This is a genomic window from Acetoanaerobium pronyense, assembly GCF_017874355.1.
GTDB lineage: Bacteria > Bacillota > Clostridia > Peptostreptococcales > Filifactoraceae > Acetoanaerobium > Acetoanaerobium pronyense.
Genome location: NZ_JAGGLI010000001.1, coordinates 138,512 through 153,212, shown reverse-complemented (window position 1 = coordinate 153,212; position 14,701 = coordinate 138,512). Strand labels below are relative to the sequence as shown.

Annotated in this window: 14 protein-coding genes; all 14 read right to left on the bottom strand. The window is 32.7% G+C overall.

Annotated elements, in window-relative coordinates; all coding sequences use genetic code 11:
- Positions 1-11 precede the first annotated feature (11 nt).
- Positions 12-1,091, bottom strand: coding sequence for a toxic anion resistance protein (locus tag J2Z35_RS00730; protein WP_209658322.1), 1,080 nt, complete (start codon positions 1,089-1,091; stop codon positions 12-14).
- A 30-nt stretch (positions 1,092-1,121) separates the two neighbouring features.
- Complete coding sequence (locus J2Z35_RS00725) at positions 1,122-2,753, bottom strand: YceG family protein (protein WP_209658320.1); 1,632 nt, start codon at positions 2,751-2,753, stop codon at positions 1,122-1,124.
- 210 nt (positions 2,754-2,963) lie between these two features.
- The gene (locus J2Z35_RS00720; protein WP_209658318.1) at positions 2,964-4,700 is read right to left on the bottom strand and encodes an NADH-dependent [FeFe] hydrogenase, group A6; all 1,737 of its coding nucleotides are present in this window, start codon (positions 4,698-4,700) and stop codon (positions 2,964-2,966) included.
- Between the two features lie 18 nt (positions 4,701-4,718).
- The gene (locus J2Z35_RS00715; protein ID WP_209658316.1) at positions 4,719-6,509 is read right to left on the bottom strand and encodes an NADH-quinone oxidoreductase subunit NuoF; all 1,791 of its coding nucleotides are present in this window, start codon (positions 6,507-6,509) and stop codon (positions 4,719-4,721) included.
- 11 nt (positions 6,510-6,520) lie between these two features.
- Positions 6,521-6,919: a (2Fe-2S) ferredoxin domain-containing protein gene (locus J2Z35_RS00710; RefSeq protein WP_209658314.1), complete on the bottom strand. Its 399-nt coding sequence runs from the start codon at positions 6,917-6,919 to the stop codon at positions 6,521-6,523.
- Between the two features lie 15 nt (positions 6,920-6,934).
- Positions 6,935-7,444 carry an NADH-quinone oxidoreductase subunit NuoE family protein gene (locus tag J2Z35_RS00705; RefSeq protein ID WP_209658312.1) on the bottom strand — a complete coding sequence of 170 codons (510 nt, stop codon included), beginning with the start codon at positions 7,442-7,444 and terminating at the stop codon, positions 6,935-6,937.
- Positions 7,445-7,613: 169 nt separating this feature from the next.
- Positions 7,614-9,674, bottom strand: a complete 2,061-nt coding sequence (glyS, locus tag J2Z35_RS00700) for a glycine--tRNA ligase subunit beta (RefSeq protein WP_209658310.1) — start codon at positions 9,672-9,674, stop codon at positions 7,614-7,616.
- Positions 9,667-10,551, bottom strand: a complete 885-nt coding sequence (gene glyQ, locus J2Z35_RS00695) for a glycine--tRNA ligase subunit alpha (protein ID WP_209658308.1) — start codon at positions 10,549-10,551, stop codon at positions 9,667-9,669. The genes glyS and glyQ overlap by 8 nt, the downstream gene beginning before the upstream one ends.
- 131 nt (positions 10,552-10,682) lie before the next feature.
- Complete coding sequence (locus J2Z35_RS00690) at positions 10,683-11,249, bottom strand: DUF4342 domain-containing protein (protein ID WP_209658306.1); 567 nt, start codon at positions 11,247-11,249, stop codon at positions 10,683-10,685.
- Between the two features lie 130 nt (positions 11,250-11,379).
- A complete protein-coding gene (gene recO / locus J2Z35_RS00685) occupies positions 11,380-12,114 on the bottom strand; it encodes a DNA repair protein RecO (protein WP_209658304.1) in 735 nt (244 codons plus the stop codon).
- A gap of 7 nt (positions 12,115-12,121) precedes the next feature.
- Positions 12,122-13,051: a GTPase Era gene (gene era, locus J2Z35_RS00680; protein WP_209658302.1), complete on the bottom strand. Its 930-nt coding sequence runs from the start codon at positions 13,049-13,051 to the stop codon at positions 12,122-12,124.
- A gap of 21 nt (positions 13,052-13,072) precedes the next feature.
- Complete coding sequence (locus tag J2Z35_RS00675) at positions 13,073-13,465, bottom strand: cytidine deaminase (RefSeq protein WP_209658300.1); 393 nt, start codon at positions 13,463-13,465, stop codon at positions 13,073-13,075.
- Positions 13,466-13,484: 19 nt separating this feature from the next.
- On the bottom strand, positions 13,485-14,219 hold the full coding sequence (locus J2Z35_RS00670; protein WP_209658298.1) for a diacylglycerol kinase: 735 nt from the start codon (positions 14,217-14,219) through the stop codon (positions 13,485-13,487).
- The gene (ybeY, locus tag J2Z35_RS00665; protein WP_209658295.1) at positions 14,216-14,689 is read right to left on the bottom strand and encodes an rRNA maturation RNase YbeY; all 474 of its coding nucleotides are present in this window, start codon (positions 14,687-14,689) and stop codon (positions 14,216-14,218) included. The genes J2Z35_RS00670 and ybeY overlap by 4 nt, the downstream gene beginning before the upstream one ends.
- Positions 14,690-14,701 lie beyond the last annotated feature (12 nt).

Genomic DNA, 14,701 nt, shown 5'->3' with positions numbered 1-14,701 from the left:
TTTCAATTTAATTAATGTTTTTTAGAATTCTCAAATTTTTCTTGAAGCTCAATTAATTTTTTTCTACCTTCTTCTCTAACCTTTTTATTATCTTCCTCAATTTGCCTTGTCTCAGAAATACCATTCATTATAGTTTCAAATGTTTTTTCTAAGGTTTCAATTTTTATGCTTGAGCCACTTGTAAGTCTTGCAATATCTATTGATTGAGTAGATATATTTTCTGCATTTCTCATAAGCATTTCATTTGTTTTATCATCAAGTGCCTTCATTGCATCAGCCTGTATTTTTTGTCTTTTAATTGCAATTGCCTGTATCAGTCCTGTTTTAAATACAGGAATTGTAATTACAAATGCACTACCTATTTTTCTAAGAAGGTTATAATTTCCCCTTTGAATCAGTTTAATCTGGGGAGCCGTTTGAAGAGCCACCATCTTTGCCATTTCAAGGTCATATACCCTTTGCTCGACCATTTCAAGAGTTTGAAGAGCATTTTGATGATTTATTACATCCATTTGTTGACCAGATGTATTCATTTTATTTTCAAGCTGTGGAATTATATGCTTTTTCATTCTTTCTGAAATAAGATGTCCTGCAGCAATATATTTTTCTAGATTTTCATAATATTGAATGTTTTTTTCAAACATCTCTTCAAGCATATTGTTTGTTTTATTTATTTCACTTTCATACTGCTTTATTTCCACATATATTTTTGACATTTCATTATCCATAGTTTGATACTTATCAAGAAGTCTTGCTATATCATCCTTTACCTTATTAAATACTTTAGACAAAAATCCTCTTTGTTTTTCTTCAAAATCCTTAGGGTCAAATTTACTCATTATTGAATTAAGCTGTTGAAGCATTCTTCCGCTATCTTCTACAGACGAATTGCTTATGGATGAAAGAATCTTGTCACTAAACTTTGATATCTCTACAGCAGTTTCCTGACCAAAATTCATTATTGATTGAGCATTTCTAGTATCAAGACCATCTGCAAGTCTTACTACTTCTGGTGAAGATTTTATCTTTAGCTGAACCTCATTAATCTTTTTTTCTAAATCTACTTCCCTTTGTTCAAGTTCCTCACTCATATATTCTCATCTCCTTTGATTTTTTATATACTAAAATGTGAAAAAACCGAAAAATCCCCTCTTTTTTGTAACTTCTCTTTCTAATTTTGAATTCATACCCTCTAAACTTAAATCAAATCTAAGTTCTTTTAATTTGTGTATATCATAATAACCACTTTTAATTCCGCTTTCTATGTTGTTATAACCTGTTGGAGTCAATATTACTACATCAAATCCAATAAAGTGTAAAAAAGATATTACAATCAAATCTTCTTTGTTAAATATTTTTTCATCAGTGTCAAATATTACAAGCTTTGGTATTTCAAATGGATAATCAAATTTTTGAATTATATCCAAATATTTTTTTTCAAGCCCAAGGATTGTATATATTATATGAACAGAAAAATTTGGTGCTAGACTAAAATTGAATATATCCTCCTTGTAAATTATAAGTTTTTCGATTGCATTTAATATCATATTTTGAACAGACAATCTTAGATGGTGAAATTTGTATTCTGGAAGGCTTTTTATTTTTTCCTTATTTAAGGTTCCATCAAAATTTATGATTCCAGGACTTGCTGCATATCCTCTTTGCGCAGTGAATGGTATTTTCCCAACAAAGATTTTCATAGGACTTTCTTTTGCAAGAGTACTATACATTTTGTAATAATCCTCTATTTGGTCACAGGTTCCGCTTATTTTTCCAAATACATTTGGAATAAGAACCTTACCGCTGTCTATCTTAAACCCTTCTCTAAATCTCGCTTCTTCATCCCAAATTATCAGAAGCTCCTCAAGGGTTGTTTTTATGGTCTGTGCAATAACCTCATAGTGTTCAAACTGCCATGGCGAATACATTCCGCTATCTTCAGTATGAAGTATTTTTTCTATCTCTCTTGACGCTTTATAAGCTACTGTTTCAAGTCTTTCTTTAGAGACTTTACTAAAATCTAACTCTATATCCTTATATTCCCCTAAAATCACTTCATGGGAATATACAGAGGACTCTGGAACCTCATTAAATTTTCCATTGTTTTGAGGATTTAAATAAACTATATCAAATCCAATCATAGAAAGAAGAATTAAAAAATAAACCTCATCCTTTTGTATATCTCCTATATAAAGAAGTTTTGGATTATCTTCCCCATATACATAGGCATCAAAAGAATTTTCAATGTGCTTTTTTAGCCAAAATAGAATTTTGATATAAAAGTTTTTAGTGATATTTATATTTGGCTGATTTTTTATATAAATATCTAAGAGAAGTTCAGTTTTTTCCTTTAGGAGATTTAGTTTTGTCTTTTCAACTTTAGGAAACAAGGGCTGAGTTTTTTCCACAATATTTTTGGAGTTCTTAATAGGAAGTTTTTCTACATCCCCCCAACTCCGGTTGAATTCTGTAATAAATGATATATCTATTACCTTTTCAAATCCTTTTTCTAATCTAATATATAGATTTTTTAAATCTGATAGCCTTTCATCAAGATCTTTAACCCAGTTTTCATAAGTCTCTATGCTATCAGCTCCAATAAATCTGTAAAAATATATTGGAGTGACCATGAGTTTATCATTGTGTGCAAAGCCTTTTCTATGAACAGGATTTACTAAAATATCTTCTTCAATATTTGAGGTTTTTCTGCTAATTGTGTTTATCATTAGGTTTTTATATTTATTTTCCACCATATAGCTAAAACCCCTCCTAATTTTTTCGTAAATATCTGATAATTTATATTATACTACAATGAATAAGTATTAATGGCTAAGTTTGGGAAAAATTAGATTAAAATTCCATTAAAAATGTATCTTCGAAAAAATCAAAGATACATTTTTATTCTTTTTAATTTATAAAATATACATTAAATAAATAATAAAACTTTTTATTTAATTAATAAACTAGTATCTATCTCTTGGTCTATACTTGGTATGAAGATACTTGTGACTAATATGGCTATTTGGTTTTTCTAAAAACTCATCATAAATCTTAATGATATCAGGATTTTCGTGGGATTTCCGTATAATGAGAGCTTCGTCCTCTTCATATATACCCTTAAGTCTTGTTTCTCTAACCTTAGCTGCTTCCATTTCTTTTGGATTTATAAGAGGCTGTCCTCCTCCTGTAATACATCCTCCTGGACATGCCATTACCTCTACAAAATCATAGTGTTTTTGATTTTCAAGGATTTCCTCTACTACTTTTCTTGCATTTGAAAGACCATGAACCACTGCTGCTTTAATTTTCCTTTCATCAGGAAGGTTTATTTCCGCTTCCTTGATACCTTCAAGACCTCTAATACTCTCAAACTCTAGTTTTTCAAGTTTTTCCTTTGAAACTATTTCAAAAATCGTCCTTAATGCAGCTTCTGCAACCCCTCCAGTAACACCGAATATAGCAGCGGCTCCACTACCCTCTCCAAATGGATTGTCAAATGCCTCATCTTCTAAATTCTTAAAGTCTATTCCCGCCTCTTTAATCATCGAAGCTAGCTCTCTAGTTGTAAGTACAATGTCCACATCTTGAATTTTGTCTGTACTTAGTTCATCTCTTTGCCCTTCAAATTTTTTTGCAATGCACGGCATTATTGAAACATTTACTATATTTTTAGGATTTATATCCATTTTTTTAGCAAAATAACTTTTTATAAGAGCTCCTTCCATCTCACTTGGAGACTTGCAGGTGGATAAATTATTTAATATTTCTGGGTAGTTATGCTCTGCAAACTTTACCCATCCAGGACAACATGAAGTAAAAATAGGAAGGTTTTCTTTTGACTCAAGTCTAGACAAAAATTCTGTACCTTCCTCCATTATAGTAAGATCAGCTGCAAAATCAGTGTCAAAAACCTTGTCAAAGCCTAGCATTTTAAGTGCAGCAACCATCTTTCCTGTCACTCTAGCACCTACAGGCATTTTAAATTCTTCTCCCAGTGCTACCCTTATAGCTGGAGCAGTCTGTACTATTACAACCTTGTCTTTGTCAGCTATAGCTTCCCAGGTTTCTTTTATATTCTCTTTTTCATATAATGCACCTACTGGACATGCCATTATGCATTGACCGCAGTTTATACATACTGTATCCTTCAGTGGTTTTTCATATGGTGGAGATACTTTTGCCTTAAATCCTCTTTCTGCAAAATTTATTGCATGAACGGTCTGAATCTTTCCGCATGTCTCAATGCATCTTCCACAAAGTATACATTTACTGCTGTCTCTTACTATACTTGTTGATGAATCATCATAAAAGTTTTTGCTTTTATCCCCTTCGTAGGGTATTTCCCTTATATTTAATTCTCTTGAAAGGTTTTGAAGTTCACAGTTTTCACTTCTAATACAAGTTGTACATTCTCTATTATGGTTAGAGAGTAAAAGTTCAAGAATAAGTTTTCTCCCCTCTCTTACAAGAGCTGAGTTTGTCTTGATATCAAGTCCTTCTTCAACTTCTAAAGTACAGGATCTTAAAAGCTTTCCATTCATCTCAACTACACATACTCTACATCCTGAAAAGTCATTAACATCTTTTAAGTAACATAAGGTAGGAATTTTAATTCCTAATTTTCTTGCTCCTTCAAGAACAGTAGTACCTTGAGGAAGACTTATTATTTTATTGTCTATTTTGATTTCAATATTTTTCATTTGAATACCTTCCTCCTATCATACTTTTACTACAGCTTTGAATTTACATACCTGTTCACATAGTCCACATCTAACGCATTTTAGAGGATCTATTATGTGGACCTCTCCAATTTTTCCAGATATAGCTCCTACAATACAGTTTCTTTCACATATTCCACAACCTGTACATTTTTCTTCAAGTATGTCATATACAAATAGTGCACGACATGATTTAGAAGTACATTTCTTTTCATATATATGGTTTTCATATTCATCTTTAAAGTGCCTCAATGTCGATAGTACTGGATTTGGAGCTGTTTGTCCAAGTCCACAAAGTGCTGTCTTTTTGATTCCCTCTCCTAGGTGCTCAAGCTTTTCAATATCTCCGTCCTCTCCATGACCCAGAGTTAATCTTTCAAGTATTTCAAGAAGTCTTTTTGTTCCAATTCTGCATGGAGGACATTTTCCACAGGACTCATCTTTAGTAAAATCAAGGAAAAATCTCGCTACGTCTACCATGCAGTTGTCCTCATCCATAACAATCATTCCTCCAGAACCCATCATAGAGCCTAATTCTCTAAGGGTCTCATATTCTATTGGAGTATCAAGATTTTCTTTTGGGATACATCCTCCGGATGGCCCTCCTGTCTGTACGGCTTTGAAGGCCTTTCCATTTGGAATCCCTCCTCCTATCTCATAAATTATTTCTTCTAAAGTAGTTCCCATAGGAATTTCAATCAGCCCTGGATTGGATATCTTACCCCCAAGGGCAAATACTTTTGTTCCAGGACTCTCAAGGGTTCCTATACTTTTAAACCAGCTCGGTCCATTTAGTATTATTTGAGGTATACTTGATAGTGTTTCTACATTGTTTATTACTGTAGGCTTTCCCCATAATCCACTTTTTATTGGGAAAGGGGGTTTTGGCATTGGTATCCCTCTTTTTCCTTCTATTGACTGCATTAGCGCAGTTTCTTCACCACAAACAAAGGCTCCTGCTCCTAGCCTTATCTCAATATCAAAGTCAAATCCTTTTTCAAATATATTTTCCCCTAAAACTCCTTTTTCGTAGGCTTGAGCTATTGCAATCTTGAGGCGTTCAACTGCAAGTGGGTATTCTGCTCTTACATATATAAAACCTTTACTCGCTCCTATTGCAAAACCGCATATAGCCATTGCCTCTATGACGCTATGAGGATCCCCTTCAAGTATAGATCTGTCCATAAAGGCTCCTGGATCTCCTTCATCTGCATTACAGATTACATACTTTTGGTTTGATTCTTCAGCTGAAGCAAGCCTCCATTTTAGTCCAGTTTTAAATCCACCTCCACCTCTACCTCTTAATCCTGATTCTTCAATGATACCTATTACATCTTCTTTAGTTCTTTCATTCAGTATTTTAGAAAGTGCAAAATATCCATCAAATGCTATATATTCTTCTATATTTTCAGGGTTGATTTTTCCGCAATTTTTTAGTGCGATTCTCTTTTGTCTTTTAAAGAGTTCTAGCTCATCAAGGTTATTGATTCTTGATTTTTTATCCTCTTTGTAAACAAGTCTATCTACTACCTTGTCCTTTAAAAAATGTTGCTTTACAATTTCAGTCACATCTTCCTTTTTAATATTGCAGTATACTATATCACTAGGATAGACTATAACTACTGGACCCAAATCACATAGTCCAAGGCATTTTGTTTTTATTAACTCAACTTCATATTCTAGATTATTTTTCCTTATTTCCGTCTTAAATATATTATAGAGTCCTAATTTTTGAGATTTTGCACATTCCTCTCCTGAACATACTAAAACCTGAAGTCTAAGTAGTTCCATATAATCCCCCCCTAATCATTAATAGGTATATAATCATTACTAATCTTTCCGTTTATAACATGTACCATAAAATCATATATTGGCTTGTCGGAAAGTACATGGGATGCTACTATGCGCCTTACTTTATAAGGGGTTATTTTTACATAGGTAGTTTTTTCCTCTCCAGGCTTTATCACTTCTACTAAAGGTTCTAGCTTACATATTCCAATACAGCCAACCTTGCATACCCTTACATTTTTTAAGCCAAGCTTCTCTACCTCATCCTCTATAGCTTCATATACTGCATCTGCTCCTGCTGAAATTCCGCAGGTTGACATCCCTACCATAATTCTTGTAATTTTACTGTCGGAATTTTCACTCATAAGGCTAAGATTCTTTTCTTTTATAAATTGTAGCTCCTCAATATTCATATAAAAGTCTCCTCCTTATTCATTATATTCTTCATAATTCTTTAAAATTCTAAGTACATCGTCAGATACAAGCCTTCCATAAACCTTCTCTCCAATTGTAAGAATAGGAGCAAGGCCACACGCCCCTAGGCATCTTGCCGCTTCAATTGAAAATTTCCCATCGGCTGTAGTCTTTCCCACTTCAGTTTTAAGCTCTGAGCAAAGCTTGTCCAAAATATCCTGAGATCCCTTTACATAACATGCTGTACCTAAACAAACTCTAATTATATACTCTCCTCTTGGTTCTAAATTAAAATGAGAATAAAAAGTCGCTACTGAGTATATTTCGCTCATTGAAATCTTGGTTTCTTCACAGACAATCTGAAGTGATTCCTGGGGCAAATACCCAAACAAGGATTGAATCTCATGAAGTAGCGGTATAAGAAATCCTTCTTGATTTTTGGAGTCAATAGAGAGACCTCTTACTTTGTCTAGCTTTTCCTGATTCTCTTTTGTAATCTCAAGACTTTTAATATTTGTGCTCATACCTATCCTCCTTTGTTAAAAAAATATCTTTAAAACCCATACTATTTTATAATTACTTATACCCCTTTATTTTAAATTTCTATAACAATTTCAAAAATATTCTGAGTATTTTAGAAGCGAAAAAAGAACCTTCTTATTCTGTAGAAGGTTCTTCCTATAATCTTTTTATTTATTTTGAGTCTACAATTTTTGAAAGATCTGCTACTTTCTCCATGGTGTGTTTAATATGATTTAGCATTCTTAATCTATTTTCTTTTATATCTGGGTTCTCATCCATTACCATTACACTATCAAAAAACTTATCAATATCGTCTTTAATAGAAACAAGCATTTCAATTCCTTTGATATATTCTTTATTTTCTAGGAATGTTTCTACATCAGACTTTATATCTTTGTATACTCTCCAAAGATTTTTTTCTTCACTTGAGTCAAACAAATCTTCATTTACTTCTCCAAGGCTACCCTTTTTTGCAATATTACATACCCTTGAAAAAGCATTTAGTATATCAGTTACATCATGATTTTTTACAAAATAGTCGAGCTCATCAGCTCTAACTTTAAGGTCATATGGATTTGAGTCTTCAACTTCAATAATGGCATCAATCACGTCATACCTTATACCAAATTCGCTAAATAGATTTTTAAGTCTAAGACCAAAGAACTCCATAAGCTCACTATGGGTTTTTTCTCTATCAAATTCTAGAAAATCAAAGTTTTGAAGAGCTAATCTAGCAAGAGTCTCTACCTTTATATTTAATTTCTTTTCTATCAATATATTTAATATCCCAAGAGCCTGTCTTCTAAGAGCATAAGGGTCCTGAGAACCCGTTGGCTGTATACCTATTGCAAAGAACCCTGCAAGAGAGTCTATTTTGTCTGTTATAGAAAGAATAATACCTTCTTCTGTTTGGGGAAGCTCATCTCCTGCAAATCTTGGAAGATAGTGCTCATAGATAGCCTCACCTACAGCTTTATTTTCGTTTAAGCTGTAGTATCTACCCATTATACCTTGAAGCTCAGGAAACTCAAATACCATTGATGTAGTAAGGTCTGCCTTAAGAAGGTATGCAGATCTTTCTAAATCATCAGAAGCTATATTAAGTTCTTTGGCAATTTGTCCCGAAAGAGTCTGAATTCTCTTGGTTTTATCAAGGAGAGTTCCTAGCTTTTGCTGAAATACAATCGTATCAAGTCTTTGAACATATGCCTCAAGAGGCTTTTTTAAATCTTCATTATAAAAAAATAGAGCATCACTTAATCTCGCATCTAAAACCTTCTCATTGCCTTTTTTTACATTTTCTATTCCGTTTGAATCACCATTTCTCACAGTAATAAATTTATTTATAAGTTTGTCATCGCTATCTACTACTGGAAAATATCTCTGATGTTCCTTCATTGGTGTAATAATAACTTCCTTAGGAAGAGATAGGTAACTTTCATCAAAATCCCCATAAAAAGCAGTAGGGTATTCTACAAGGTAAGTAATCTCTTCTAAAAGCTCTTCATCCATCACCATATGTCCATTTAGACTTTTAGCTACTTCATTACACTGGGATAGAATCATACCCTGTCTTTTTTTGTCATCAAGAATTACAAAGTTCTCCTCAAGCTTCTTTTCATATTCATCAATTGAACTTATTTTTATTTCTGAATTTCCTAAGAATCTATGACCCTTAGTAATATCTCCAGACTTTATTCCTTCTATTTCAAAGTTTAATATTTCTTCTCCAAAGATACATAAAAACCATCTTATAGGTCTTACAAATCTTATATTTTTCCCGCCCCATTGCATGGATTTAGGAAAAGACATGGCTCTAATCATACCTTCAAATAAGTCTTTTAGAAGGCTTTCTGTTTTTTCTCCTATTTTTGAAACCTTTACATAGATATATTCTTCCTTACCTGAAGTTTTAAAATATATATCCTTCTCATCAGCGCCCTTACCTTTTAAGAACCCTAAAAGAGCTTTGCTTGGATTTTGAGCTTCATCAAATGCAATTTTCCTAGCTGGCCCTTTGTATTCTTCTTCTATGGATTTTTGTGTTTCTGATAGTCCTTTTATAAATATTGCAAGTCTTCTAGGTGTAGCTTTTACATTTATATCTTCGCAATCTATTCTAAGCTCCTTGAATTTATTTAAAAGATACTGCTTCATATCTGACTTTGTCTTTGATATAAATCTAGCCGGAATTTCTTCAACTCCTATTTCAAGCAGTAAGTTTTTATTCATTTGAAACACCACCCTTCAATAGTGGAAAGCCCATTTCTTTTCTTTGCTCAACATATGCAGCAGCTATCTTCTTCGACATATTCCTAACTCTAGCTATATATGAAGCTCTTTGACTAACACCTATAGCACCCCTAGCATCAAGAAGGTTAAAGGTGTGAGAGCTTTTAAGTACATAGTCATAGGCAGGCATTACAAGCTTGTGCTCTAATAGCCTTGTTGCCTCTTTTTCATAGGAATTAAAAAGTTCAAGAAGCATATCCTTATCAGAAAGCTCAAAGCTATATACAGAATGCTCATACTCAGCTTTTTTGAATATATCTCCATACTTTATTTCATCTGTATAATCAATATCATATACATTGTTTTTTTCTTGAAGATAAAGAGCTATTCTTTCCAGACCATAGGTAAGCTCTGCAGATTCTAACTCACAGTCTATTGAACCCACTTGTTGAAAGTATGTAAATTGTGTGATTTCCATACCATTAAGCCAAACTTCCCATCCAAGCCCCCATGCTCCAAAGGTAGGATTTTCCCAGTTGTCCTCAACAAATCTTATATCATGTTTTTTAGGATCAATACCAATTGCTTCCAAAGATTTAAGATATATATCCTGTATATTTGCCGGAGAAGGCTTCATTATCACCTGAAATTGATGATGCTGATATAGTCTGTTTGGATTGTCTCCATATCTTGCATCTGCAGGTCTTCTTGATGGCTCTGTATAACATACTTTCCAAGGCTCTGGTCCAAGGGCCTTTAAAAAAGTCTGGGGATTCATAGTTCCCGCACCTTTTTCACTATCATAAGCCTGCATAATAATACAACCTTGATTTGCCCAGTACTCTTGTAACGCTAATATCATTTGTTGAAAATTCATTTTTATTCCTCCTACTTCCAAGGATATTTTCTTATTCAATTAATATAAATACTATAAAGCAATATTTGCCTATAAGTCAACTATAGCCAATGAAAAAGACACTATTTCTAGTGTCTTTTTCATATTAGAGATTAATTATCCTCTTCCTTTTTTTTAAGCGTATCCGCCATATCTTTTTGCTCTTTGCTTAATTCTTCTTTTTGCTCTTGCATAGCTTCTTTAATTACTTCTTCTGTAACATCTTCTTTTTCTGCTTTCCCCATTTTTTCATCAACTTTTCTTTTTACTTCATTTACTTTTTCTTCAGTCATTTTATTTACATCTATTATATCTCCATCTTCTTTCACTATCTTTATAGTATATTTAGTAACTATTGCTGCTCCCACTCCAACGATAGCCATTACAGGTGCAATTATTACTCCTATAGCGCCTATAGTTACTGGAAGATTAAGGATTACTTCTCCTTCTTTTTCTACCATAACTCTAGTAATATTTCCTTTTTTTAGAAGATCTTTTAATGTATCAATAAGTTCGTTGCTTTTGATATTTACACTGTCAACGAAGCTGTGATGGCTTTTTTCAAGATATATTATTGCATCTATAACATCTCCATCACACGCATTGAGTGCGTCTCTAGCCTGTTCGTAAGTAACTCCCGTTCTTTCAACTACCTGATCAATTTTTTCCAGTGTTATCATAATATATACCTCCCCAAAAATATTTATCCCTTAGTTAAAAATCTCAAATTTTCTATAGATATAGATTCTTTGAAATTTCTTACCTTGAGATTCAAGCCATTAGTAAATTAAATCCCAATCTAATTAATAATCAAATTAAAAACTCAAGCGATTTGAGATGCAAAACCCCAAGATGTTCCTTAAAATAAAAATCAATTAGATTTCTTGCTTCAGCGATTAATATATCTGAAACCTTAGCCTCAGAAGACTTTGTTATATCATTTTCATAAATGTATTTTATAAGTCTTACTGTAGATGGATCAAGTTTTATAAGGCTTTTAAGTTGACTTGAGCAGTCTAAGCATACAAGTCCTCCTTCAGATACACTAAACATCGTTGATGCCCTTAAATCTATGATACCACAGTTTGAGCACTTTAAAACTTCTGGTTTTAATCCTACATACTCAAGGGATTTCAGTTCAAAAATAATCCTTAAGAGTCTGTAGTTTGCAGTATATTCTAAAATGTCCAACCCTTCTTTTAAAAGATCAAACAATCTTATATTTGTCTGATTCTCCATCAGAACTTTCTCGCAAAACTCCATAAAGTATGATCCGTAATAATATTTGTCTAAAACTGAAGATAATCTATAGTAATTTTTTATTAAATCCGCTCTTTGAAGCCTAAATGACCCTGACGTAGGTGTCAATGAAAACATGGAAAGTGCAAATGGCTGAGTAGAAGACATCATGGGACTCTTAACTCTCCTAGCTCCCTTTGCATACACTCCTATTTTTCCGAATTTTCTGCTCAGTATAGTGAGTATAAGATCAGACTCTGAATATTTTACTGCTTTAATTACAATTCCTTCTGTTTCTATATACATAATCTACCTACTTATTATCATCAAATCCCATAGTTCTTATGAAATTTTCCTTATCTCTCCAATTTGGTTTTGCCTTAACCCAAAGCTCTAAAAATACCTTGTTTCCAAATATAAACTCTAGCTCTTCTCTGGCGGACTTCCCTATACCTTTAATCTTTCTTCCCTGATGACCAATAATTATTTTTTTATGAGCTTCCCTTTCGCAATATATCAGGGCAGATACGTCAATAATATCCTTATCTTTTCTTTTTTTCATCTGCTCTATTTCCACTGCTATCCCATGGGGAATTTCTTGATCTGTGTACATAAGAATTTTTTCTCTTATTATTTCAGAAACTAAAACTTTTTCTGGTTGATCAGTTATCATATCTTTTGGAAAATACTGTGGGCCTTCCTCTAAATACTTAGAAAGTACTTTTATTAGTGTGTTGCTGTTTTCACCTTTTATAGCTGAAACAGGAACTATTTCATCAAATATACCTATTTCAGAGTACATATTAATTAAATCCATAAGCTCTTCTTTGTTTATTTTATCGATTTTATTTATAACAAGAATTTTTTTAGAAGTATTATTTTTTAAGTTCTCGATTATTTCTTTATCAGTGACCCCTATTCTTTTAGATTCATCCACTACAAATAAGATTATATCCGTATCCTTCATTGAAGAAGATGATGCCTTCATCATATATGAGCCTAATTTATTCTTGGGTTTTTGAATACCTGGAGTATCCATAAATACAATCTGAAGATCATCAGAATTATATATCGCTCTTATTTGGTTTCTTGTAGTTTGGGGCTTGTCACTCATTATGGCTATTTTTTCTCCGATTAAGGTATTCATAAGAGTTGATTTTCCTACATTGGGTCTTCCTACAATACTTACAAATCCAGATTTGAACTTTACATCATTTTTTGTTTTATTATTCATATTTATCATTTTACCTTTCTATTAATCTTCCTACATATCTTCTTTTGTAAATGAATGGGGAAGAAGCTCATTTAGAGTATATTCTTTTATAATATTTTTTTCTGTGTTTCCAAGTATAATCTTTAAATCCTTTCCAAACTCTACAAGTACTTGCCTGCAAATCCCGCATGGAAAAGTTTCTTCATCATTTGATGATGCAATTGCAATTTTTTCAAATTCCTGTTCACCTTCTGATACCGCTTTGAAAACAGCTGTCCTTTCTGCACAATTTGTCGCTCCAAAAGAAGCTATCTCGACGTTGCAACCAAGGTAAACCTTGCCTGACTTTCCCAAAAGAGCTGCACCCACACGAAATTTTGAATACGGAACATAAGCATTCTCTCTTGCTTTTTCTGCCATCTTTAAAAGTTCTTTGTTTTCCATATATACATCTCCTATTTTTTTATCTGAAAAATACTCTAAATAATAAGATCATTACTAGTATACCCAAAATACCTCCATAAAATACCTCTCTTTTTGTATGTATTCTTCCTTCTATTCTGCTTTGTGCCACTAAAAGAGCTATAAAAAAAGCTAGAGTTGAAATAAGGGGGTTTTCAGAAATAAAAGTGATGGAGGTTGCAAGGGCGAAAGAAAGAGCTGAATGCCCGCTTATGATTCCCCCTTGAACATGGCTTCCTTTTGTAGAAAAAGTCTTTCCTCCTATCACAAGAGTAAGAGTAACTATTATTCCTATTATAACAATGTGTATATCCTGATTTCTTATCTTCATTAAAATATGCATTGTGGCTGGGTTCAATCTATCAAAAAAAATAAGATAGGCCACTAAAATAGAGTTAATGGCTGATATCAAAACCGCTCCTGCTGATACATCCTTTGCTATTTTTGCAAGTGGGCTGTATTCAGTGGTAATCAAATCTACAGTTTTTTCAATAGCGGTATTAAAAAGTTCAGCTATAACTACAAGAGATATTGTAAAAAAAATAGCTATCAATTCAATACGACTCAGGTTCATAAATAAACTTAAAAAGAGTACCCCAAGGGCAACGAAGTAATGGAGTTTCATATTCCTTTGGGATTTTAGGGTATATATAATACCATCTATTGCATAATTAAAAGATTTTATAAGGCTAGTCTCTTTTGTTTGCCTTTTATTTTTATCTCCCAAAATTCTCATCTTACTATCCCTAACCCTTTAAGAACTTTTTCTTCCTTGATTCTCATGACTTTTTCATTTTCTTCAGTATCATGGTCATATCCTAAGAGGTGAAACATAGAGTGACAAATTAGAAATGAAATCTCTCTTTCAAAGGAGTGTCCATATTCTTCTGCTTGCTCCGAAGCTTTTTCAAGGGAAAGGACGATATCTCCAATTAAAATTTCCCCTATATTATTTTTAGTTTTCATCTCCTTTAGCTCATGCTTTTCGTACATGGGAAAAGAAAGCACATCTGTGGATTTATCCATTCCTCTAAATTTATTATTTAGTTCTTTAATTTCTAGGTTATCTACAAGGGTTAAGGAGACTTCTACTTCATAATTAATTTCCTCTTCTTCTAAGGAATGTTGAATTACTTTTTCTAGTGTATCTAGCGTTATATCATCAAGGGAAAACCTATCTTGAAGATCCTCCATTATAAGGTTCATAAGCCATCCTCT

Bases quoted from the DNA above. Each gene is read 5' to 3' on its own strand.
- J2Z35_RS00690 (WP_209658306.1), bottom strand. From the start codon at position 11,249: ATGATAACACTGGAAAAAATTGATCAGGTAGTTGAAAGAACGGGAGTT.
- ybeY (WP_209658295.1), bottom strand. From the start codon at position 14,689: ATGAACCTTATAATGGAGGATCTTCAAGATAGGTTTTCCCTTGATGAT.
- era (WP_209658302.1), bottom strand. From the start codon at position 13,051: ATGATAAATATGAATAATAAAACAAAAAATGATGTAAAGTTCAAATCT.
- glyS (WP_209658310.1), bottom strand. From the start codon at position 9,674: ATGAATAAAAACTTACTGCTTGAAATAGGAGTTGAAGAAATTCCGGCT.
- J2Z35_RS00710 (WP_209658314.1), bottom strand. From the start codon at position 6,919: ATGAATATTGAGGAGCTACAATTTATAAAAGAAAAGAATCTTAGCCTT.
- recO (WP_209658304.1), bottom strand. From the start codon at position 12,114: ATGTATATAGAAACAGAAGGAATTGTAATTAAAGCAGTAAAATATTCA.
- J2Z35_RS00720 (WP_209658318.1), bottom strand. From the start codon at position 4,700: ATGAAAAATATTGAAATCAAAATAGACAATAAAATAATAAGTCTTCCT.
- J2Z35_RS00730 (WP_209658322.1), bottom strand. From the start codon at position 1,091: ATGAGTGAGGAACTTGAACAAAGGGAAGTAGATTTAGAAAAAAAGATT.
- J2Z35_RS00670 (WP_209658298.1), bottom strand. From the start codon at position 14,219: ATGAGAATTTTGGGAGATAAAAATAAAAGGCAAACAAAAGAGACTAGC.
- J2Z35_RS00715 (WP_209658316.1), bottom strand. From the start codon at position 6,509: ATGGAACTACTTAGACTTCAGGTTTTAGTATGTTCAGGAGAGGAATGT.
- J2Z35_RS00725 (WP_209658320.1), bottom strand. From the start codon at position 2,753: ATGGTGGAAAATAAATATAAAAACCTAATGATAAACACAATTAGCAGA.
- glyQ (WP_209658308.1), bottom strand. From the start codon at position 10,551: ATGAATTTTCAACAAATGATATTAGCGTTACAAGAGTACTGGGCAAAT.
- J2Z35_RS00705 (WP_209658312.1), bottom strand. From the start codon at position 7,444: ATGAGCACAAATATTAAAAGTCTTGAGATTACAAAAGAGAATCAGGAA.
- J2Z35_RS00675 (WP_209658300.1), bottom strand. From the start codon at position 13,465: ATGGAAAACAAAGAACTTTTAAAGATGGCAGAAAAAGCAAGAGAGAAT.